The organism is Bifidobacterium coryneforme (assembly GCF_000737865.1).
GTDB classification, from domain to species: Bacteria; Actinomycetota; Actinomycetes; order Actinomycetales; family Bifidobacteriaceae; genus Bombiscardovia; species Bombiscardovia coryneformis.
Map to the genome: position 1 here is coordinate 288,926 of NZ_CP007287.1, position 21,035 is coordinate 309,960.

Sequence of the window (21,035 nt, forward strand, 5' to 3'; positions counted from 1 at the left end):
ACCAAGGAGAGGAAATTGAAGAGATTAGAGATTTTCAGCAAGAAGAACTGGCTTCTGCTCAAAGCCATGGTCTCCACGGATTTCAAACTGAGGTATAAGGAATCGGTCTTGGGGTACCTGTGGTCGGTTCTCAAGCCCCTTATGCTCTTTGCCATTATGTATGTCGTCTTCGTGCGCTTCATGCGGTTTGGAGCGGATGTTCCGCACTTCGCCGTGGCTCTCTTGCTTGGTATCATCCTGTGGAATCTTTTTAACGAAACAACAACTGGCGGTATGCTCTCGATTGTGGGGCATGGAGATCTTCTGCGGAAGATACACTTCTCCAAGTATGTGGTAGTCGTTGCGTCATCCATGAGCGCTCTGATCAACTTCGGGTTCAACTTCATCGTCGTGATTGTCTTTGCCCTGATCAACGGAGTCAAGCCGGCATGGTCGAATTTACTCATTCTGCCGATAGTCTTTGAGCTCTACTTGCTGGCCTTGGGTATTTCATTCTTCCTCAGTGCGCTCTATGTCGACCTGCGTGATCTGAACCCCATCTGGGAGGTCGTGACGCAAGCCGGCTTTTATGCTACGCCCATCATCTATCCAATCAGCATGATCTCTTCCAGGGCCGGTAACAACGGACCTATTTTCGCCAAGCTGGACCTCATGCTTAACCCTATGGCCCAGATTGTGCAGGATGCTCGTCATGTGCTGATATCCCCCGCCAATCCGACCTTGTGGGGATGGACAAGCAACTTCTTCGTCGCCTGCTGGCCTGTTGTCTTCTCCCTGTTGATCTTCCTGCTGGGCTTGAAGTTCTTTACTGTCAAATCCAAGTACTTCGCGGAGCTGGTATAAATGAAACTTTCCGATAAAACCGATAATCTGCCTGATGATGTGGCACTTAGGGTCTCCCATGTGTCAAAGGACTTCAAACTGCCCTATGAGAAGACCAACAGCCTTAAGGGTTTCGTCTTCAACACCATCCGAAGGCAGAACGGATATACCATCCAGCATGTGCTCAAGGACATTTCCTTCGAGGTGAAGAAAGGTGATTTCTTTGGCATTGTGGGCAAGAATGGTTCCGGCAAGTCCACTCTTCTGAAGATCATCTCTCGTATATACTCTCCAAACAGTGGCAAGGTTCAGGTCAATGGGAAACTGGTGCCTTTCATCGAGCTGGGAGTGGGTTTCAATCCTGAGCTTACGGGTAGGGAGAACGTATATCTGAACGGTGCCATGCTCGGGTTCTCCAGGGAAGAGATCGACAATATGTATGACGATATTGTCGATTTCGCCGAGCTGGGCGACTTCATGGAACAGAAGCTGAAGAACTATTCCAGTGGTATGCAGGTTCGGCTGGCCTTCTCAGTAGCCATCAAGTCCCAGGGTGACATTCTCGTCCTTGATGAGGTACTGGCAGTGGGAGACGAAGCTTTTCAGAAGAAGTGCCGGGATTATTTCTTCGAGGCCAAGAGAGAGAAGAAGACCATCATACTGGTCACTCATTCCATGGGTGATGTTCGACAGTTCTGCAACAAAGCCATGCTGATACAGGATGGTGTCATTGCCAAGTTCGGCGAACCGGACGAAGTCGCCAGTGCCTATTCCGACTACTTCGTAGAGAAGGAGCAGGAGGCCGTCCAGAAGGACAATGAGGCGGTCCGACTGGAGCAAGGCGATGGTGTTCGGATGGTCGACATACAGGTCGCAGCCGATGGGAAGAACACCCAGCTCCTCGACATCAACCAGAACTTCGACATCAGGATCGCCTTCGAATGCGAGCGGAACGTTCCACACGGCATCTTCGAGATCAATCTGGTAGACCAGCAGGGCAGGGTGGTTCTGGCTACCTCGAACCTGGTCAATTCAGACAAGGACACTTTTACCAAGGGTCGTCACGAGATCATATTTAAGATCGAGAATGTTCTGGCCTCTGGTGATTATGACGTTAACATCACTGCTGCCTCGGGAGATGACCTTCTGCTCAAGCAGTCGGCTGTGTACCACTTCCAGGTTCGCAAGGCTAAACTCTACGATCAAAGTTTGACTCATCCGAAAGTCAGTGTGAAACTGACCTGATGATGGCATACAGACGCATAGTGGGTACGCATGTTTTTACCGCTGGGAGTTCATTAGGATGTATCTGCTGTTTCGGGCCTGATTCCGCTCCGAGAAGGAGCGGTGACACATATTCAGAAGTCAGCCACACGTGGCCTTGTTGATGATAGTGCGAAGACGAGGAAGAAAAAAAGGATGATCGTTCATAGCGCCGTAAATTATGAGGTTGCCATCGAGGATCTGGTGAAGAACCCCATAGACGGCACCGTCACGGTATCCGGCTGGGCTGTGGATACCTATCGTAAGACCGGAATACGCATTCGCCCCCAAGATGAGGATGTAACCGTTGAACGGCAGGACAGGAATGACATTGCCACGGTCTTCGATCTGGATTCTTCCGCCCGGCCCGGTTTTACCGCTGCAACCCTTTCCAGCAAGGGATCATTCCAACTTCTTTTCATGATCAACGGTACTGAACGGCCGGTTCAGATCGATCTGAACCGTTTGGAACGTAAACTCAGCAATGACAGGAAGAAACAACGTTTGAGACAGATCAGTTACCGTCTTCTTCATGATTCCTTCTCGTCTAACTTTAGGTCCTTGGTGAAGCGCGCCAAGAGGAAGATCACCAAGCGGCAGAAGTCCTATGACCAGTGGATACGGACTCATGAGGTTACTAAGCCCGCGGATGCCATGCAGGTCATGGAGGGCTTCGCTGAAAAGCCATTGATCTCCATCGTGGTTCCCGTATACAACGTGGATGAGCAATGGCTGCGCAAGTGTGTGGAGTCCATGGATGCCCAGTGGTATCCGAACTGGGAACTATGCCTGGCCGATGACCACTCTCCTGATGAGTCGGTGAGAACCCTGCTGAAGGAGATCTCCGCCGGTGATCCCCGAATCCATGCCGTGTACAGGGATGAGAACGGTGGCATAGCCGCCGCAACGAACTCTGCGATAGAGCTGGCCAAGGGGCAGTACATCGGCTTCATGGACAATGATGATGAGCTGGCTCCCAGTGCACTCTATGAGGTGGTTTCGGCAATTAACTCCGATCCATCGATTGACTTCATCTACACCGATGAGGACAAAATCACGGAAAAGGGGGTCAGATTCGATCCCTTCTTCAAGCCTGATTTCTCGCCCCATCTTCTGTTGGGCCACAACTACATCACCCACTTCGTGACCGTCTCCAGGGCCCTGCTGCAGAAGGTGGGAGGTCTGGATTCCGCCTTCGACGGGAGTCAGGACTATGACTTCGTCCTGAGGGCGACGGAGCAGGCGCAGAAGGTCCATCACATTCCCCAGATCATGTATCACTGGAGGACCCTCTCCAGTTCAGTGGCCGGTGATCCCCGCAGCAAGATGTACGCCTATGAGGCAGGCAAGGCTGCGCTTGAAGCCACCCTTAAGCGTCGGGGAACAGATGGCAGCGTCCGCATGCTCGATAACCTCGGCACCTACAAGATCGACTACCATGGAGAAGCGCCCTCGGTGGCTGTTATTGCTTCCGGGTATACGGGTGAGAAGCTCCATGATCTTCAGCTCGGAACAGACTACCCTCGGGTGAGGTTTGTGTCTGCTGACAAGACCGGGATTGACGTAGCAGCGCGAGAATGCGATGAGGACCTTCTGGTCTTCCTGGATGGGAAGAACCCCAAGAGGGCGGACTGGCTGACTGAAATGGTCAACTATACTCGCGACGATCAGGTTGGGGTTGTCGGAGGCAAAATCCTGGATGACCGTGGACGAGTTGCGAATGTGGGCGTGACCCTGCGAGCGATGAAGACAGGCCAGCCTTTCGAGATGCGCGGAGACTGGGACCAGGGCATCGGATACTACTTCCGTGATCTCCTGCCTCGTGATATGTTCGCCGTCACGGAGGATTGCCTGCTTACTCGTCGCCGTGATTTTGAGCGGATAAAGGGGTTCGATCAGTCTCTTTCTTCCGGTCTTCAAGGCATTGACTACTGTGTCAGGTTGCAGGAGGAATGCGGTCTTACCACCCTCTGGCAACCATATTCCCTCTTCGTTGACGAGGCGAAAAACCCTGCGAAGATACCCCAGGAAGACCTGGATCGGTACTTGGCTTCCCACCAGGGCATGGTGGATCCCTTCGCTTCGGCCTTCTTCCCCTCCGAGAAACCGGACCATGCTCCTGTAGAGGCGTCCATTGATCAGGTCCTGGTCTCATCGGGCTCCTCCGTCATCACGGTGACGGGTTGGGCAGCCGACCTGGAGGGGCATGAAGCGGCTTCTGTCGGTATATCTCCCTGCGAGCATGCCCGCTTGAATGATGTGAAGCGGATTCTTCGGCCGGATGTCAACATGACCAAGGCCATGCCCATCGATTCCGAGCTTGGATTCAAGCTGCGGATCAGTCTGCCGGACGGACTGGCGGCTTTCCGTGCCGAGCATCCGTCCTTGGTTATTTCCGGGCCGTCCGGGCAGGTTTCCTTGACCCTGAAAGTGCCCCGTTCCCAAGCCATGTCCAGGTTCGGGCTACTTCTCAGAAAAGCTGCCGCCATCAGGCATCCCCGTAGCTTCGCCAGGCGTATTTTCGACCGATATCTGGTGCCACGTCGGCAGAAGGCGGCGTACAGGAAACTCATCGCGCGTACCGAGCAATATGACAAAGCGGCTGTCGAATCCAGGATTGATGGATTCGCATACAGGCCTATGATCTCCGTTCTGGTGCCTGTCTACAATGTTGAGCCGCAGTGGCTCCGAGCCTGTGTGGATTCCATCCGCAACCAGTTCTATCCCAACTGGGAGCTTTGCCTGGCCGATGATTGCTCCACGGATCCCCGTGTAGCTGAAGTCCTCAAGCAAATGAGCGCAGAGGATGACCGGATCAAGGTCGTATTCAGAAAGGAGAACGGGCACATATCGAGGGCGACCAATTCGGCTCTCGAGATCGCAACCGGTGAGTTCGTGGCTCTGGTTGACAACGATGATGAATTGCCTCCTCAGGCCTTCTTCGAAGTGGTCAAGCGGCTCAACGAGAAGCCTGAAACCGACTTGGTCTATAGCGATGAGGACAAGGAAGACGAGCAGGGTCACCGATTCGACCCGCACTTCAAGCCCGACTACGAGCCTGATCTTCTCCTGAGCACCAACTACATCAGTCATCTGGGTGTTTACCGCAGATCCATCGTTAATGAGATCGGTGGCTTCCGTGTGGGATATGAGGGGTCCCAGGACTATGATATGCTCCTGCGGTTCATGGAGCGTACCGAGCCATCAAGAGTCCAGCACATAGCCAAGGTTCTCTACCACTGGAGGACTCTACCCACATCGACTGCCTCCAGCGGTGGTGCCAAGGACTACGCTTCGGACGCGGGGTTGCGAGCCCTCAGCTCGGCCATGGAACGCAGGGGGATTGACGCCGAGGTGGTCTCTGCCGGTCCGAGCGGCATCTACAACGTTCACTACGGTATTCACGACCCCGACCTTGTGTCGGTGATTATCCCTACCAAGAATGGCTATGACAACATCGAGCGGTGCATGGACTCGGTGATCGAAAAGACCAAGTACCCTAACTATGAGGTGCTCATTGCCGATAACGGCAGCACCAACCCGGCCATGAAAAGACTGTATGCCAGGTACCAGGAGCGCCTGGGGGAGCGGTTCAGGGTGCTTGATCTCGATATCCCCTTCAACTTCTCCCGCATCAACAACCTGGCTGCCAAGGAGGCCAAGGGCAAGTACCTTCTCTTCCTGAACGACGACACCCAGGTCATCAGCCCGCTCTGGATGACGCGCTTGGTCTCTTTCGCTCAGCTACAACGGATAGGAGTGGTTGGCGCCAAGCTCTATTACCCGATCAACACCATTCAGCACGCAGGCATTGTTCTGGGGCTTGGAGGCGTGGCCGGGCATATCATGGTCGGCACGCCACGGACCCACTTTGGCTATTTCGGCAGACTCATCGAGAATGTCAATTACTACGCTATGACGGCGGCGTGCTGCATGGTCAAGGCCGAGGACTTCCAGGCTGTTTCCGGTTTTGACGAAACTCTGGCGGTCGCATACAACGACGTCGATCTCTGCGCACGAATCCACGATGAGCTGGGCAGGGACAACGTGTGGGCCCATGAGGTCGAGCTCTATCACTTCGAGTCGGTGACTCGCGGGAAGGATGCCAAAGACAAAAAGAAGAGGGCGAGGTTGGAAAAGGAGTCCGCGGAATTCAGGAGCAGACATGCGGAGGCGGTCGAGAACGACCCCTACTACAACCCCAATCTCTCCCGGACCTCGGGCAACTTCTGGGTCCGGGAGGACTGAATACCCAGCAGATTAAGCCATATTCTTGACCCGGGCATCGTATATGAGCTTCTCCAGATGCCTGACCCAGGTGGCGACGGTACAGAGGGCGCGTCGGGCGATACCCATTTTGTGGAAGAGGGCCGACGCCCTCTGCCGGTCCTGGTGCAGTTCCTCCAGGCTCTGCGGGTCCGAGCCAGCTGCAGCCGTCTCGGAACGGAGCCCATCCCAGATGGAATAGTAACTGCGCATAGGGGTGATTCCGTCGTCCAGGGCCAGCTCAAAGTTGGCCAGACCCGCAGCCACATTGTCGCGGTAGAAGCCCACGCTGCGGAGGGAGTGGGTCACGGATGAGGGCGACTGCAGCCAGTAGTACAGGACTGTATTGATGTCGGCAACCTTGGACATTCGTCGGTATAGCGGGCCAGCCACCATGATGTCCTGTGCGTAGCGGCCGGGGGGAAAGCGGATACCCTCCCACAGTTCAGCTTTGTATAGTCTGCACCAATTGGCCTCGTTGAAATACCTGACCTCACCGGATTTGCCGATCATGTCCATGAAGATGCGAAGACTCTTGCAGAAGTATGTCTGATAGGCCTTGAAGGGGTTGGCAAAGACCTTGATGTTTCGTGGTGAGGCAGCCCCATGAGAGGCTTCATCAACAATGGAGTCCATCTGGGAGGGGCCGAATTGCTGCCATCTGGCCTTGCTCATGTCGGCATCGGTGGATTTGAGGGCGTGGAGCAGTAATTCAATGTTCCTTCTATCAAGGATGTCGTCATTGTCCACGAAGGCCAGGTAGGTGCCTCGGGTGGCGTCGAGTCCTGCGTTCTGGGCTACGGAGATGCCTTGGTTCTCCTGATGTATCACCTGAATGCGATGGTCCCGGGCCGCATATCGGTCGCAAATGGAGCCGGACCCGTCGGTGGACCCATCATCAACCAGGATGATCTGCAGATTGTCATGGGTCTGCCCACAGATGGAATCCAGGCAGCGGGGTAGGTACTCTGCTGCGTTGTATACGGGAACGATGATTGATACCAGGTCTTGGCTGACGGTCATAGAAGCCAGTCTAGTGGAAGCCTCATGGTCTGGGTTGCGCCGTGCATGAGGGGTCGGCACGGTCAGAGGTGGGTATGGCCCGTATGATGCCCGAGTCTAGCCGCAGGGCCTTGCCATCTTTCTCGTCAGGAACTGGTTTCCGGCAATGCCGGACGGCGATTGGCTCCAGCGTAGCCGGCTGATCGAATCCGGTCCTGATGACGATATATACTCGAAACATTGTCTGGTGGTTCTGGCGCCATGTGGTGATTGGACCGCCGGCTTTATGCACCCTCCTGTCACGGAAAGTCCGTGACCGTTAGGTCCAAAGGAGGTGGGTGATGTCTGCGCACAAGTATGAACTGATGTTCATTGCTGATCCGAGCCTGGATGAGCGATCCCTGAAGAAGCTGACCGATCAGTATCTCGAGGTGGTCACCAAGGAAGGTGGGTCCGTCGACAATATCGACATTTGGGGCCGCCGCAAGCTGGCTTATGAGATTGACAAGAACAACGAGGGCAACTACGTGGTCGTCGAGTACAGCTGCGAGCCGGCTGTGAGCTCCGAGCTCGACCGTGTCCTCAACCTGAACGAATCCATCATTCGTACGAAGATCCTTCGTAAGGATGCCAAGTAAAAACAGCTATCGAGCGTTGACGGGCCCTGCGGGGCATCCGTCCGCCATGGGCAGGGGAACCACGGGATGGCAGAACATCCGGGATTCCCGACAAGAGGAAAGGTCGTGAGATGGCAGGAGATACATACGTCACCGTGGTGGGGAACCTCACTGCGGATCCGGAGGTGCGCACCACTTCCAATGGCGGTACGGTGGCCAACATTACCATCGCCTCTACGCCCAGGCAGTTCAACAGGAACTCGGGTCAGTGGGAGGACGGGGACGCCCTCTTCATGCGGTGCTCCGCATGGGACTCCACCTACAACCCCCTGGCCTCCAACATTCAGGCCAGTCTGACCAAGGGCATGCGGGTCATCGCCCAGGGTCGTCTGGTACAGCGCTCCTACCAGGACCGTGAGGGCAACAACCGCTCGGTCGTGGAGCTGCGTCTGGATGAGATTGGCCCTGCATTGACCAGGAACACCGCCCAGGTGACCCGGAACTCCAACACTGGTGCCCCCAACGGGAGCGGCCGTGGTGGGTTTGCAGGTGCCGGGAACGGCGGTTACCAGGGTGGATCCTCCTACCAGGGTGGTGCCGCGGCGGGAGCCGCGCCCCAGCAGGGGTCTCAGCCTCCTGCCCAGGATCCCTGGTCGTCCACCGGTTCCGGTGACTCCTTCGGATCCTTTGGGTCCTCGGGGGAGTTCGGCGGCGCAGGAGATGAGCCCGAGTTCTGAGCTGATAGCTCAAGGCAAGATTTCATAAGTGCAATAAGGAGAACATATGTCACGCAAGAGGCCGCAACCACCGGTCAAGCCCTTCAAGAAGAAGCCGAATCCGCTCAGGGCCGCCAAGGTTCACACCATCGATTACAAGGACGTCGCCCTGCTGCGCAAGTTCATCTCGGACCGCGGCAAGATTCGTTCCCGTCGTATCACCGGCGTCACCGTCCAGGAGCAGCGCGAGATTTCCACGGCCATCAAGAATGCCCGTGAGATGGCCCTGCTGCCCTACGCCACCACCGGTCGCTGAGGGAGGATACAGACATGGCAAAGGAAACCAAGGTTATTCTCACTGATACCGTGACCGACCTGGGGCACAAGGGTGACGTCGTCGCCGTCAAGCCCGGGTATGCCCGCAACTACCTGATTCCCCAGGGCCTGGCCTTCGCCTGGTCCAAGGGTGCCGCGGCCCAGATCGAGGCCATGCAGAGGGCTCGTCGCGCCAAGTCGCTGGCAACCCGTGAGGATGCAGTCGCAGCCAAGAACGCCGTCGAAGGCCAGAGCGTTGAGATCAGCGCCAGGGTCTCCGATTCCGGCAAGCTCTTCGGTGGTATCTCCAACGAGGCAATCGCCCAGGCCCTTCGACCCATGGCCGATGTGGACCCCAGGACCATCTCCGTTGAGTCCATCAAGACCACCGGCGAATTCCCGGCAACAGTGGCTCTGCATCCGGAAATCACCGCCAACTTCACCGTCAAGGTGATTGCCGGCGAGTGAACCACCCTGGATGAGACCCAGGTAATGCTGATGCCAGGGTTCGGGGTCGGTATTCCCGGTCCCGGCATCAGGGCTTAAGCAAGATTGAAGAAGGTCCCCCGCACCCGATGTGGTGCGGGGGACCTTCTTCTCATGTGTCCGGTATCTCATTTCCGGACAATCCTTCGGCTCAGAAATTGCCGCCGTTCCAGCCCCAGTCCTTGGTGGCCGTATAGCGGATGTAGGTCCTGTCCTGGGGGATGGACAGCTCGGTGTCCAGAATCTGCATGATGGACTTGGTCAGGCTCTCCCAGGCCGACTTGGGAACCTCGCTGCCGAAGACGTTGACCTCCACATAGGCGGCTGGTTGGGAGTCGTCACCCGCGAAGTAGATGGGCATGTCCGACTCGAAGGGGCACATGAGCCACCCCTCGGACTTGCCGGGAACGGCGGTGATGGCCTTGCCGTAGGCGGTCTTGATCCGTTCACGCTGTTCGGCGCTTATCGAGGTGCTGACGTGGGTATGGATAACAGGCATGATGTTCCTCCTGACTGGACTGGAGAGGGCCTGGACTTGGCCCGCCGACCCCTTCAATACTAGACGGTGCCGGTCAGTTCCATCCGAAAGGACGATGCGTCAGGGACCAGGCCCCGAGGCGATGGGAGAGGGAGCCCTCCTTGGCTGGTTGGCCGGGTGCCGGGGCATCAAGGAGCCACTTGCGGATAATGAAGTTCCATATGGCCACGACGACGGTTGCCACTATCTTGGCTGCGTTGGAGTAGAGCACATACTTGCTGTGCATGGAGTGGATGGCGTCGGCGGGCAGCATGGCCGTGCCTGCCCAGAGGATGAGCTCGTTGATGCCCAATCCGATGACCGAGGAGATAAGGAAGACCGTTATCTCCATCCAACGGGCCATATCGTTCCGGTGTTTGAAAACGAACTTCATGCTGGCCAGGTAGTTGAAGGCCAGGGAGATCAGGAAGGATATGGCGCCGGCCAGCACGTTGTTGAAGTGGGCCAGGATGATCAGCAGATTCATGATGCTGACATCGATGATGAAGGCGATGGCGCCCACGATGCCGAACTTGACAAGTTGCTCGATGAGTTTGCGCATAAGGCACCATTGAACCACTCCCCGGCAGCCGGGCCGATACTGCCGGAGAATTGTATGCAGAAATCTCACGACGGCAGGAATCGCAACGGCACCGGTGCCTGTTGATGATTCCGACGGAGCCGGAATGCCGTACCCAGGCTTGGAGGCAGAGGGTTCAGGCCTTGAGCTCCGTGAGAATGGGCTTCTCTGTGCTGTCACGAATCTGGCGGAACCCTACGAAGGCGATGGTGAGGGAGGTCAGCGCTAGAGCCGTGACAACCCCGAATCCGCCCTGGGAACCGTATCGGTCGATGAACTGACCGGCGATTGCGGACCCTGCCGAGGACCCGATGGAGTTCATGGCGCTCAGCCAGGCCATCCCCTCGGTGAATCTGGCAGGGGGGACCAGGTGGAGCATGAGTTGATTCCCGTTGATCCAGGTCGGTGCCTGGCAGATGCCGATGACCAGGTAGATGAGCATGATGGTCCAGAGGTTTCTGGCAAAGAGGAAGGTGCCAATGCCCAGGTTGACCACCAGGAGGCAGAAGTAGAAGCGTTTCCAGAGGGGAATGGTCCAGCTCTTGGCACCATAGAGCAGGGCGCCTATCAAGGAGCTGAAGGAGAAACAGGCGAAGACGAACCCGGTCATCTGTTTCATGCCCTGCTCGGTGGCGAAGGAGATGATGGAGATGGAAGCGGCGCTCTGGAAGGCACCCAGGCCGAACCAGGTGACGCATACGGCTATCATGCCCGAGCTCCAGAAGGCACTCTGCCCCTCCTGCCCCTGCAGTTCGGCCGCCCTGGCAGCCTGCCTGGCCCGGTACTCCTTGCGTGTGATGCCCTGGGCCTTGGCCAGGCTGGTCTGGGACGGTGGTTCCGTTGTGGCGATCGAAAGGAACATCCAGGCGCCGACCAGGACACAGACTCCGGTGAAGGAGAAGGCCAATACCCCGGATATGACGGCCAGGATGGAAGCCAAGGGGTTTCCGATGACCCACATGGCCTCGTCGAAGACCCCGGAGAGGGACAGTGCCTGGTCGGTGGCCTTCCTGTCTCCCCTGAGGATGTTGGTCCACCTGCTGCGGCTCATGGCTCCCCACGGCGGTATCGCCGCCATGAAGGGGGTGATGCAGTACAACACCCAGGCCGGCGCATGAGAGGTGATCGAGGTGATAAGGGCCGTGGCGGCGACCATCCATACCACCACGGTGGGGATGGAGACCTGTCGCTGGCCGAACTTGTCAATCAGTTTACCCAGGATCGGGCTCACCAGGGCGAGCGATATGGCCTGGACGGCGGTCAGGGCTCCGGCCAGTGAGTAGCTGCCGTAGTAATGCTGGACCGAGATGGTGATGGTCATGCCGACCATGGGGAAGGGCATGGAGGCGATGACCGAGCCGACTGCGAAGCGGGCTGTGTGGGGCATACGTAAAAGTGACGCGTAGCCCCCGAAAATACGATGGCCGACCTGACCCAGTGCATCCCTTACCTGCTGCGGCATTGCTCCTCCTGCCTTTTCCTCTGCTCGTATGCCTATGTGTTTGGTTTCCTCGGGGCCTGCCGCTCAACGTAGTGCTTCCGCTTCCTCCATCCGCAAAGACGCGGGTCGCTCTGGGGAATCCCGGAAAACAGGGGGAGAGGGGTTGAATTGGTGGCTGTTACGGACTGTTAGACTGGTAACCGCTCCGGACCCTTGAAGCCGGTCCCGGGCTGATATAAGTTTACCCCGAGCTCTCGTCCTGAGGGAAGACCCGGGGAGCCATCGGGAGGTAGGTCACTTGCCGGCAACGACCATTCATTTCATCCGCCACGGTCAGGTATTCAATCCCGACCATATTCTCTACGAACGCCTTCCAGGCTTCCATCTGTCCGAACGCGGGCGGGGGATGGCCCACGCCACGGGTAGATTCCTGGCGGCAGCGCCTGGCTTCAGGGACATCGCCGCCGTCTATTCCTCCCCCCTGGACCGGACCAGGGAAACCACGGACATCCTTCTGGAAGAGGTCAATCCCGCCAGGGGGAAACGTGGCTTGGACCCACTGAATCCGCACTATGACGAGCGGCTGATCGAGGCCGGCAATGAGTTCCGCGGCAAACGGATCGGCCGGGGTGCGGGTGCCCTCTGGTACCCCTCCAACCTGAAACTGGTCCTGGATCTTTCCAAACCAAGCTGGGGCGAGAGCTACCGGCAGATAGCCCGCAGGGTTTCGGACTTCGTATACGAAAAGGTCGAGGAGTATCCGGACGCACAGATTCTGGCCGTCTCCCATGAGTCGCCCATCTGGACTTTCCGGCACCTGTTGGAGACGGGCCATCCCGAGCACAATATGCTGCGTCGTGGCACCGCCCTTGCCTCGGTCACCTCCATCACCCTGGACTGCGGCTCCCGGAAGGTGCTTGGCATCACATATGCGGATCCGGCGGCAGGTGTGTAAGGCCGTCTCCGGTGTCATAGGATGGCAGGAGGATTGCAACGCGGATTGGACCGCGACTCAGGTGAAGGAGCGTGATGATTGTGGTCTATGAGCAGAATCTGGTCGAAGAGCTGGCATCCAGGCCGTCGATGGGGGAGGCCATCCAGGCCGGGGTCGACCTGATTGACCTGTGGCCGTTGACCGATGCGGTCAGGCTCAGGAACGACGCCAAATACGCCGAGACCCTGCAGGTCAGGATAACGAGGGTCCTGGCTCGGGTAATGACAGGCCAGGATGTGACCATCCCCGATGCCGAGTACGTATATGAAGGAGCCGAGGATATTCCCGGCCGACCGCAGGAACTGGTTGATGCCCTCCTGGCCGCCAACGACGCATATGAGGGCATGGTCGGCGGGGCGGCACAGGGTCAATTGGACAAGCTGGTCCAGGCCGCCGAGGTCCTCGGGGCCGGTTGGAACCAGGAGGATGTCAAGGCCGCCCGCGACCTGGTCGATTGCCTCGCCAAGGAGGTCACGCCAGGAGGGGAGCCCCTGGAGTCTTCGGCGGAGCAGGCCGAGGTGGGCCGACGCCTGGCCACGTCCGTGATCGCTCTGGACCGGTTGGCCTCGGCCGTCCATGCCGACGGGGATCAGATGGTCAGAATCCTGCCGATTCTGCTCTATCTGAACGAGCTCAACGAACGGATGGGTATCCCCAGGGTCTTCCTGACCGATGAGCAGGTCCGTGGAGCCCTTGCCGTCATTTCGTCGAAGACGATTCACGATCTGGCGGATACCTTGGCCCCCGAGGTGGCTGCCGAGTGGAATAAGCACCTGGATGAGGTGGTCTGGGATCCGGAAGAGGCCAAGCGCCAGGCCAAGGAGGACGATGAGCGCAAGAGTCGCGAGGCTCTCCAGGCGAAGTTTGCGCATGTCCCGGAAGACCCGAACAAGCCTCCTGTGGAACTCTGAGTTCCGACCTGGATAAATAGACAAACCCCCGATACCTCGGATCTCGACCTGCATGGTCGTGAACTGCTCGGTATCGGGGGTTCGGTTATGTTCGGAGTCCTGCTGTCTCTATCTGACCCAGGGCATCGCCCTCACTTGTCGAAGCGGGCGCCGCGTGGGTCGCTGGGCCGAAGCATGAACACGAGATTGGCGATGCCTCCCCCCAGCGTGATGATGGCACCCAGCGCGATGAGGGTAATGACTACGCCTGGTGTCTGCATGAAAGCCGCCGCGATTCCGAAGATCAACAATATGACGCCGACAGTGGTGGTGACGATAGGCAGAAGGTACCACAGGCCGGACATGTTGCTGTCGTGCAATCTGCGCACCGCAACCGCGATGTTGGGGACAAACAGCGCGATCGAAACAGCGTCCGCCACTGCCTCGGCGGCAGTGTCGGGGGCCAGAGCGAGGAGCACGCCACAGGCCATATAGATCAGGATGTTCAGCAGGATGGACCACCAGTACTCTCCCCTGGAGGCCCGCCCCTTGAAGGTGGTGTACTTGTTGAAGAAGCGCTTGCTGGCGTTGATGAAGTCGATGCCGTACCAGGGCTGGTCAATCGGTGGAACACCGGTGTAGGCGTAACCCGCCCCTGAGGGGTAGGCAGGTGTCTGCGGAATCTGCGGTCCCACACCCGGCTGCTGGTAAGCACCCTGCTGGTATGCCCCCTGCTCATATCCGACCGGCTGTGCATAAGGGTCCTGACCCTGGTAGGCCGCCTGCTGCTGGCCGTATGCCTGCTCTTGGTAGTCGGGCGTTGCAGGAGTCGGATGGTTGTTGGTGTACGCCGCCTGGCTTCCATAGGCCGGCTCGACCGGAGTGGGCTCGGGTGTGGGCATCGGCTGGTACGTCGACTGGTAGGTCTGCTCAGTACCGATTCCAGGTGTTTCCTGGGGCTGCTGCTCGGTGTAAGTGTAAGAAGGCTCCTGAGGGGTCGGCTGGGCCGGGGGGAACTGCTGTTCCTGGACCGGCTCATTTGAATATGATGGGTAGGGGTTGTTCCCTCCCTGGTATCCCTGTGCGCCAGCCGGGTCCTGCCCCGCCCCATACGCATAATCGGGGGTGCTTCCCGCCGCCTGTTCGGGCTGGTTCTGGTCGGGTTGCGTCCAGAAGTCAGGCAGATTACCCTCATTGCCATTATTCGGCTGGTTCATAGATACTTCTTCCCCTTGTGTAATAAACGAAAATCCCCGCATACCAATTAGCGGTATGTAAATATTATTGCAAGAGTTTTTCAATATTTCCATATCCGTGTCTCAGAGGATACGTATAACAGCCTGAATCCGGGGCTGGTACCTGGCTGGGACAGTGTGTTTCCTAAGAAAATCGTTGCAGCAATCGTCCGTGTGCTTCGGGTGGGCCTCATCACGGAGTTGCTCCGATTCTTGGCGGGCAGGCCCTCTAGTCCTTCTCGGGTGCTCCCAGGAGCAGACGCTCGACCAGCGTGATGAGTGCCAGGAGGGCAGCCGTCAGAATCACGATGACCAGGGTGGCGGAGAATATCAGCGGGGTTCTGAAGGAGTTGAAAGCCGACTGGAGCCAGATTCCCAAACCACTCTGGGCGCCCAGGTATTCGGACGTGGCTGCGGTGGCGAAGACATAGGCGGCACTGATTCGCAATCCGCCGAAGATCTGCCGGGCCGCTACCCGCAGCTTCACGTGCCACAGGGCCCATGCCTTGGTAGCCCCGCAGTTCAGAGCCACGTCCTGGTAGAAACGCGGCACGGCATCCAGGCCCCGGCAGGTCTGAACGACGATGGGGAAGAGGGCGAAGATGGCTACGATGACCACCTTGCCCAGGGGCTCGAACCCGAACCAGATGATGAAGAGCGGGGCGATGGTGATCAGAGGAATCATCTGTGCTCCAGCAATCAGCGGATAGATGGCATCGTGCAGGGTCCGCCAGGCATGGATTGCCAGGCCGATAACCAGACCCAGGGCGGTGGCCAGGAGGAAACCGAGGAGTCCCTCGACTCCGGTGATCGCCGTGGCTGGAATCAAATCGTCAAGGCTGTCGAAGGTGGCCTGGGCGATCTGGCTGGGGGAGGGGAGGACCTGGTCCGGCACCCCTCCCAGGCGTACGGCGGCCTCCCATATGACCAAGAGGGCCACCAGGGTCAGGGTCGGTGCCAGGAGCCGTGTCCATCCAGGTCTGGGGCTGGTCTGCCTCACTGCTTCCTTGCCTCCTTGACGAACTCGTCGGTCCAGAGGTCGCTGGCCTGGGGTGCCTTGTCGGGGTTTCCCTTCCTGGCGTCCTTGTAGGTGCCGGCCTTGAATTGGAAGTCCAGATAACTCTGGGCGTCGTCCATGTCGATCATCCCGCTGATGGTCTTCTGGCCGGGTGTTTCCAACCAGTAGCCTTCCTTTACGATGCTCTCCATTGATTTGCTGGCCAGTTCCGGGTCGATGTTCGATCCCCTGGTCTCCTGGACCAGGATTTCGGCGGCCTCATCTGGGTGGGCCAGGGAGTAGTCATATCCCCTCATGCTGGCGGTGATGAACTTCTGTAGGGCCTTGCGGTGCCCGGGTTGATCGAGCCAGGAGTCCCTGACCACGAAGCCCAGCTGGTCGGGGTTGCCGGGCACCCCCCAGTCTGACTGTGTGAAGCAGTGCAGGGCCGGGCCCTCGATCTCGCTCTCTACACCCTCCCAATTGGCGTAGAAGCCTGCGAAGTCCCCCTTGCCGCTGGTCAGGGTGGCGAAGGTATTGGTTCCGCTGGTCACCCGCTTGAAATCGCCATTGCCTCCCGCATGTCTGATCATCTGCTGTACCACGGCCGTCTGCTCGGCCGATCCGAAGCTGACGAAGGTCTTGCCGTCGAAATCCTTGGGGGTCTGGATATCGGTGCGTGAGGCCAGGGAGCACCAACGTGCCACAGAGTGCTGCCCCAGGTTGAAGACCTGTTTGAGGCTGGACCCCTGGGAGTTGAAGGTGGCCAGATTGCTCAGCTTGGAGAAGCCGACATCCGCCACCTTGTTCTGCACCGATGTTTCGGCGCCGGCCTGTGCAGTGGGGAGTATCTTGACTTCGATGCCCGCGTCCTTGAAGTACCCCAGGTGACGGGCTGCATAGATGCCTACATGGTTGGTGTTGGGGGTCCAGTCCAGCATGAAGGAGATGTGGGAGTCGTCGTCCGCGCCTTCGGCCTGATTGCCGGCACCGCAGCCTGCCAGAGAGAGTCCCATGACTGCCGCGCTCGTCAAGGCCGCCAGTCTGAAGGCCAATCCGTGTGGTCCTCTTGCCTGAGCTGCGCCCGCCATGGATTTCCTCATGCCTGTCACCTTGCCTTCCCGGCACTCCCTGGTGCCATGACCGGTGAGGTGTCTCGACGGGAAGGTGAGGAGCCCGCGCGACGTTCCTGACCGGTGTAGTCGATTCCGTGTATGAAACGTGTCGTGACACGGTTGCTGCCACCAACCGCGCGAACAAAATCACTCTAGAACCTACCATAAATGGACCGCGCGAAATCCAGGACGAGGACTTCCGTCGGGTACTTCTTCTCCATGCATGTGGATGGTCCCATAGACAGGATGAGGGTGTGTTGGAGGGCCGTGTCGTCCCTGACCAACATGTTGTCATCCACTTTTCCCGGGATAATGCGGCTCAGTGAGTCGGCATGATTGCCGGCAGATGTGAGTCAAATCACATTTGGCGTCATTGCACTATATCTAGTGCTCATCTTTGTGACTCGCACTAGATATTGTGGCGTATGGTGGTAGAGTTATCTCGTTATCACAGATGACAAGAATGTAGTTCGCGGCCTTTCAGCGGTTTCGCGGGCATGGAGAGCGGCAATGCAAGGAGTGACGATGGATACGCAGGTGGTGGCAAGCCGTGCAGAGGAGAGGAACACCTCCGAACGCGACTCGGTCGATGGCATTCTGGTCGAGAAGCGCGATGGCCGGATCGTCGATTTCGATCCCGTCAACATCATGAACGCCATTGAGGCCGCTTTTACGGATGTCATGCACGAGATCGGGCCGGACGACCGTCAGGAGATCCGCAGGATGGCCCTGACCGTTCAGTCGGAGATCCGTGATCGCTATACCAATCCGGTCAAGATCGAAGACATACAGACCCTGGTCGAGCACGCCTTGGTCAATGCCCATCTCTACGAGATCGCCCGGGCCTACACTTCCTACCGTCTTGATCGCGACATTCAGAGGGCCAAGGCCACTGATGTCAATGAGGCCGTCCACCGTCTGACCAGCAAGGACGAGTCCCTGGTACGGGAAAACGCCAACAAGGACGCCAACGTCTACGCCACCCAGCGTGATCTCCTGGCGGGTGCCGTGTCCAAGGCATCGGCCTTCAGCATGTTGCCCAAGGATGTATCCAATGCCCACATGAAGGGCGACATCCACTTCCATGATGCCGACTACTCGCCTTTCACCGCGGAGACCAATTGCTCCCTGCCGAACTTCAGCGACATGTTGGAGCATGGGTTCGAGCTGGGCAACGCCATGATGGACTCGCCGAAGTCCATCGGCACCGCTGCCACGCAGATCACCCAGATCATCAAGGACATCGCCGGTTCCCAGTACGGTGGCCAGACCGTCAACCGCTGCGACGAGATGCTCGACAGCTATGCCCGGCTTGATTACAAGAAGAACTACACCATGGCCGAGGCCGTTCTCCCCGACGAGGAGCCCATCGAGGTGGCCAAGGAGGTCGTCCGCGGTCTCAAGGCCCGTGAGGCCGACTGGCTCCACCTGGACGACCGTGAGCCCATCGGTGAGGATGCCCCCTTTGATCTGGATGCGCCTGAAATGGTTCGCCTGCGTCAGGTCTACGCCAAGATTCTGACCAGGAAGAACATCTACGACGCCATGCAGACCATGGAGTACCAGATCAACTCCAACCGCGTCTCCAACGGCCAGACCCCCTTCGTTACCGTGGGCTTCGGCCTGGGCACCTCGTGGTTCGCCCGGGAGATTCAGCGCGCCATCTTCCTGATTCGCATCCGTGGTCTTGGCAAGGACCGCCACACGGCCATCTTCCCCAAGCTGGTCTTCACCATCAAGCATGGGCTGAACGCCGACGAGGGTGATCCCAACTATGACATGAAGCAGCTGGCCCTGGAGTGCTCCACCAAGCGGATGTACCCCGATGTGGTCTTCTATGAGAACCTGATCAAGATCACCGGTTCCTTCAAGGCCCCCATGGGCTGCCGCTCCTTCCTCCAGGCCTGGACCAACCCGGAGACCGGGGAGGACGAAGAGGACGGCCGTATGAATCTGGGTGTTGTCACCGTCAACATCCCGCGTATCGCCCTGGAATCCCGTGGCGACAAGGACCGGTTCTGGAAGCTGTTCGACCAGCGTATGGAGGTGGCCCACCACGCCCTGCAGTTCCGCATCATGCGCTGCAAGCAGGCCACCCCCATCAACGCCCCGACCCTCTACCAGTTCGGTGCCTTCGGCCGGCTGAAGCCCACCGACAGTGTCGACACCCTCTTCCGCAACAGCCGCTCCACCGTCTCCTTGGGATACATCGGGCTGTACGAGGCCACCAGCGTCTTCTTCGGCAAGGACTGGATGCAGGATCACACCTGGGACCAGGAGGGCAAGGAATTCGCCCTGAGCATCGTGCGTCGCATGAGCCAGCTCTGCAAGCAGTGGGAGAAGTCCGAAGGGTATCACTATTCGGTCTACTCGACCCCCGCCGAATCCCTGACCGACCGCTTCTGCCGGATGGACAAGGAGAAGTTCGGTTCCGTCGAGGGCGTGACCGACCACGACTTCTATACCAACAGCTTCCACTACCCGGTATGGCTGCGGCCCACCCCCATGGAGAAGCTCAGCTATGAGCGCGACTTCCCCTACCTGGCCTCGGGAGGGTTCATCAACTACTGCGAGTTCCCCTCCATGCAGCAGAACCCCAAGGCTCTGGAGGCCGTCTGGGATTACGCCTATCAGATCGGCATAGGCTACCTGGGCACGAACACCCCCATCGATCACTGCTTCGTCTGCGGGTACGAGGGCGACTTCGCGCCCACCGAAGAGGGATTCAAGTGCCCGGAGTGCGGTAACGACGACCCGGAGAAGTGCAACGTGACCAAGCGCACCTGCGGCTACCTGGGCAATCCGGTCCAGCGGCCCATGGTCCACGGTCGCCATGAGGAGATCGCCCACAGGGTCAAGCACATGCAGGGCGAGACCGGTCGCGTGGTCCTGAAGGACGGCAACACCAAGGAGTGGTTCGACGACAAGGCCGAGTAGGCCCTGACCAAGCGAGTCGAAGAGCAATACCGATGGCGGGCCGTGCAGTGACGGCCCGCCATTTTCGTGACCGGCGGCCAGACCGGGCGGAGTTTGGAGGATGGCAATGGGTAAGCAGGGTGTCATGAGGAAGACCGGTGCCGCCGGCCACCGTGACTTCGCGGCCGACGAACAGGACAGGGGCCCGGGAATTCCCTCCCTCCTGACCAACAACCCCAAAGCCGGTCAGTGGGACGGACGCAAGCTCAGCCAGGGCATTGTGGCCGACTACAAGCAACTGGTCATGACCGACGGGGAAGGCATCCGTTCCTCCCTGTACGTCAGTGGCTGTCCTTTCCGTTGCCAGGGGTGCTACAACTCCTCCATCTGGGATTTCAAGGCCGGGCACCCCTATACCCAGGAGTTGGAGGACCAGATAATCAGGGACCTCTCCCTCTCCTACGTGCAGGGCATCACCTACCTGGGCGGCGAGCCCCTCCTTAATACACCCATGCTTCTCGGACTCTCCAAACGGATCCGTCAGGAGTTCGGCCAGGAAAAGGACATCTGGTGCTGGACTGGCTACACCTGGGAGGAGCTGAATCGCCCGGGGGAGACCCCTGACAAGGCCGAGTTGATCTCCTATCTGGATGTCCTGGTCGATGGTCGTTACCTGGAGGACCAGAAGAACTCCCTCCTCCAATTCCGTGGATCGTCCAACCAGCGCATCATCGATGTTCCGAAGTCTCTTGAAACCGGTCAGCTGGTTCTCTGGGCGAAGGTCCACGACCAGACCAGGTTCATTCCCGAAACCTACAGCAAGAACAGGGAGCAGGAGCAGAAGCGGGGCTGACCGGGCCGCT

The 21,035-nt window shown here is 58.4% G+C and carries 18 protein-coding genes; 11 read left to right on the forward strand and 7 right to left on the reverse strand.

Features of this window, described 5'->3' with window-relative positions:
- Positions 1-15: 15 nt before the first annotated feature.
- The 3 genes from bcor_RS01015 to bcor_RS07370 all read left to right on the forward strand — a co-directional run bounded on the left by bcor_RS01015 (position 16) and on the right by bcor_RS07370 (position 6,333).
- Positions 16-843 carry an ABC transporter permease gene (locus tag bcor_RS01015; RefSeq protein WP_033491365.1) on the forward strand — a complete coding sequence of 276 codons (828 nt, stop codon included), beginning with the start codon at positions 16-18 and terminating at the stop codon, positions 841-843.
- Entirely contained in the window at positions 844-2,067 is a 1,224-nt protein-coding gene (locus bcor_RS01020; RefSeq protein ID WP_051875577.1) for an ABC transporter ATP-binding protein, read from the forward strand.
- A gap of 174 nt (positions 2,068-2,241) precedes the next feature.
- A complete protein-coding gene (locus tag bcor_RS07370; RefSeq protein WP_081870299.1) occupies positions 2,242-6,333 on the forward strand; it encodes a glycosyltransferase family 2 protein in 4,092 nt (1,363 codons plus the stop codon).
- A gap of 12 nt (positions 6,334-6,345) precedes the next feature.
- On the opposite strand, the gene bcor_RS01030 is transcribed toward bcor_RS07370, so the two are convergent.
- Positions 6,346-7,374, reverse strand: coding sequence for a glycosyltransferase family 2 protein (locus bcor_RS01030; RefSeq protein WP_033498194.1), 1,029 nt, complete (start codon positions 7,372-7,374; stop codon positions 6,346-6,348).
- Positions 7,375-7,694: 320 nt separating this feature from the next.
- Here bcor_RS01030 and rpsF point away from each other — a divergent pair, with 320 nt between their 5' ends.
- From rpsF to rplI, 4 genes are all read left to right on the forward strand, one after another.
- Entirely contained in the window at positions 7,695-7,991 is a 297-nt protein-coding gene (gene rpsF / locus bcor_RS01035; protein ID WP_033491368.1) for a 30S ribosomal protein S6, read from the forward strand.
- Between the two features lie 110 nt (positions 7,992-8,101).
- Positions 8,102-8,707, forward strand: a complete 606-nt coding sequence (locus bcor_RS01040) for a single-stranded DNA-binding protein (RefSeq protein ID WP_033498198.1) — start codon at positions 8,102-8,104, stop codon at positions 8,705-8,707.
- Between the two features lie 46 nt (positions 8,708-8,753).
- Complete coding sequence (rpsR, locus tag bcor_RS01045; RefSeq protein WP_033491370.1) at positions 8,754-9,002, forward strand: 30S ribosomal protein S18; 249 nt, start codon at positions 8,754-8,756, stop codon at positions 9,000-9,002.
- 14 nt (positions 9,003-9,016) lie between these two features.
- Positions 9,017-9,469: a 50S ribosomal protein L9 gene (rplI, locus tag bcor_RS01050; protein WP_033491371.1), complete on the forward strand. Its 453-nt coding sequence runs from the start codon at positions 9,017-9,019 to the stop codon at positions 9,467-9,469.
- A gap of 169 nt (positions 9,470-9,638) precedes the next feature.
- Here rplI and bcor_RS01055 read toward each other — a convergent pair whose 3' ends face one another.
- The 3 genes from bcor_RS01055 to bcor_RS01065 all read right to left on the reverse strand — a co-directional run bounded on the left by bcor_RS01055 (position 9,639) and on the right by bcor_RS01065 (position 12,046).
- Positions 9,639-9,986 (reverse strand): phenylpyruvate tautomerase MIF-related protein, encoded by a 348-nt coding sequence (locus bcor_RS01055; RefSeq protein WP_033498201.1) that lies wholly within the window; start codon positions 9,984-9,986, stop codon positions 9,639-9,641.
- Between the two features lie 73 nt (positions 9,987-10,059).
- Positions 10,060-10,566 (reverse strand): GtrA family protein, encoded by a 507-nt coding sequence (locus tag bcor_RS01060; protein WP_033498202.1) that lies wholly within the window; start codon positions 10,564-10,566, stop codon positions 10,060-10,062.
- Between the two features lie 154 nt (positions 10,567-10,720).
- Complete coding sequence (locus tag bcor_RS01065; protein WP_033498204.1) at positions 10,721-12,046, reverse strand: MFS transporter; 1,326 nt, start codon at positions 12,044-12,046, stop codon at positions 10,721-10,723.
- A 277-nt stretch (positions 12,047-12,323) separates the two neighbouring features.
- Between bcor_RS01065 and bcor_RS01070 the strand changes: the two genes are divergently transcribed.
- Both bcor_RS01070 and bcor_RS01075 read left to right on the forward strand, forming a co-directional pair.
- On the forward strand, positions 12,324-12,980 hold the full coding sequence (locus tag bcor_RS01070) for a histidine phosphatase family protein (RefSeq protein ID WP_033491379.1): 657 nt from the start codon (positions 12,324-12,326) through the stop codon (positions 12,978-12,980).
- A gap of 74 nt (positions 12,981-13,054) precedes the next feature.
- The gene (locus bcor_RS01075; RefSeq protein WP_033498205.1) at positions 13,055-13,930 is read left to right on the forward strand and encodes a hypothetical protein; all 876 of its coding nucleotides are present in this window, start codon (positions 13,055-13,057) and stop codon (positions 13,928-13,930) included.
- A gap of 131 nt (positions 13,931-14,061) precedes the next feature.
- Here the strand turns inward: bcor_RS01075 and bcor_RS01080 are convergent, their stop codons facing one another.
- The 3 genes from bcor_RS01080 to bcor_RS01090 all read right to left on the reverse strand — a co-directional run bounded on the left by bcor_RS01080 (position 14,062) and on the right by bcor_RS01090 (position 17,244).
- Complete coding sequence (locus bcor_RS01080; protein WP_033498207.1) at positions 14,062-15,126, reverse strand: DUF805 domain-containing protein; 1,065 nt, start codon at positions 15,124-15,126, stop codon at positions 14,062-14,064.
- A gap of 247 nt (positions 15,127-15,373) precedes the next feature.
- Positions 15,374-16,144, reverse strand: a complete 771-nt coding sequence (locus bcor_RS01085) for an ABC transporter permease (protein ID WP_033498208.1) — start codon at positions 16,142-16,144, stop codon at positions 15,374-15,376.
- Positions 16,141-17,244, reverse strand: a complete 1,104-nt coding sequence (locus bcor_RS01090; RefSeq protein ID WP_148303929.1) for an ABC transporter substrate-binding protein — start codon at positions 17,242-17,244, stop codon at positions 16,141-16,143. Before bcor_RS01090 ends, bcor_RS01085 begins: the two co-directional genes overlap by 4 nt.
- A 537-nt stretch (positions 17,245-17,781) precedes the next feature.
- Between bcor_RS01090 and nrdD the strand changes: the two genes are divergently transcribed.
- Entirely contained in the window at positions 17,782-20,193 is a 2,412-nt protein-coding gene (gene nrdD / locus bcor_RS01095; RefSeq protein ID WP_034259121.1) for an anaerobic ribonucleoside-triphosphate reductase, read from the forward strand.
- A 106-nt stretch (positions 20,194-20,299) separates the two neighbouring features.
- On the forward strand, positions 20,300-21,025 hold the full coding sequence (gene nrdG / locus bcor_RS01100; protein WP_110444468.1) for an anaerobic ribonucleoside-triphosphate reductase activating protein: 726 nt from the start codon (positions 20,300-20,302) through the stop codon (positions 21,023-21,025).
- Positions 21,026-21,035: the final 10 nt, after the last annotated feature.

Excerpts from the sequence above, each read along its gene's own strand:
- bcor_RS01020 (WP_051875577.1), top strand. The coding sequence starts at position 844 with ATGAAACTTTCCGATAAAACCGATAATCTGCCTGATGATGTGGCACTT.
- bcor_RS07370 (WP_081870299.1), top strand. The coding sequence starts at position 2,242 with ATGATCGTTCATAGCGCCGTAAATTATGAGGTTGCCATCGAGGATCTG.
- bcor_RS01030 (WP_033498194.1), bottom strand. The coding sequence starts at position 7,374 with ATGACCGTCAGCCAAGACCTGGTATCAATCATCGTTCCCGTATACAAC.
- rpsF (WP_033491368.1), top strand. The coding sequence starts at position 7,695 with ATGTCTGCGCACAAGTATGAACTGATGTTCATTGCTGATCCGAGCCTG.
- bcor_RS01040 (WP_033498198.1), top strand. The coding sequence starts at position 8,102 with ATGGCAGGAGATACATACGTCACCGTGGTGGGGAACCTCACTGCGGAT.
- rpsR (WP_033491370.1), top strand. The coding sequence starts at position 8,754 with ATGTCACGCAAGAGGCCGCAACCACCGGTCAAGCCCTTCAAGAAGAAG.
- rplI (WP_033491371.1), top strand. The coding sequence starts at position 9,017 with ATGGCAAAGGAAACCAAGGTTATTCTCACTGATACCGTGACCGACCTG.
- bcor_RS01055 (WP_033498201.1), bottom strand. The coding sequence starts at position 9,986 with ATGCCTGTTATCCATACCCACGTCAGCACCTCGATAAGCGCCGAACAG.
- bcor_RS01060 (WP_033498202.1), bottom strand. The coding sequence starts at position 10,566 with ATGCGCAAACTCATCGAGCAACTTGTCAAGTTCGGCATCGTGGGCGCC.
- bcor_RS01065 (WP_033498204.1), bottom strand. The coding sequence starts at position 12,046 with ATGCCGCAGCAGGTAAGGGATGCACTGGGTCAGGTCGGCCATCGTATT.
- bcor_RS01075 (WP_033498205.1), top strand. The coding sequence starts at position 13,055 with ATGATTGTGGTCTATGAGCAGAATCTGGTCGAAGAGCTGGCATCCAGG.
- bcor_RS01080 (WP_033498207.1), bottom strand. The coding sequence starts at position 15,126 with ATGAACCAGCCGAATAATGGCAATGAGGGTAATCTGCCTGACTTCTGG.
- bcor_RS01090 (WP_148303929.1), bottom strand. The coding sequence starts at position 17,244 with ATGAGGAAATCCATGGCGGGCGCAGCTCAGGCAAGAGGACCACACGGA.
- nrdD (WP_034259121.1), top strand. The coding sequence starts at position 17,782 with ATGGATACGCAGGTGGTGGCAAGCCGTGCAGAGGAGAGGAACACCTCC.
- nrdG (WP_110444468.1), top strand. The coding sequence starts at position 20,300 with ATGGGTAAGCAGGGTGTCATGAGGAAGACCGGTGCCGCCGGCCACCGT.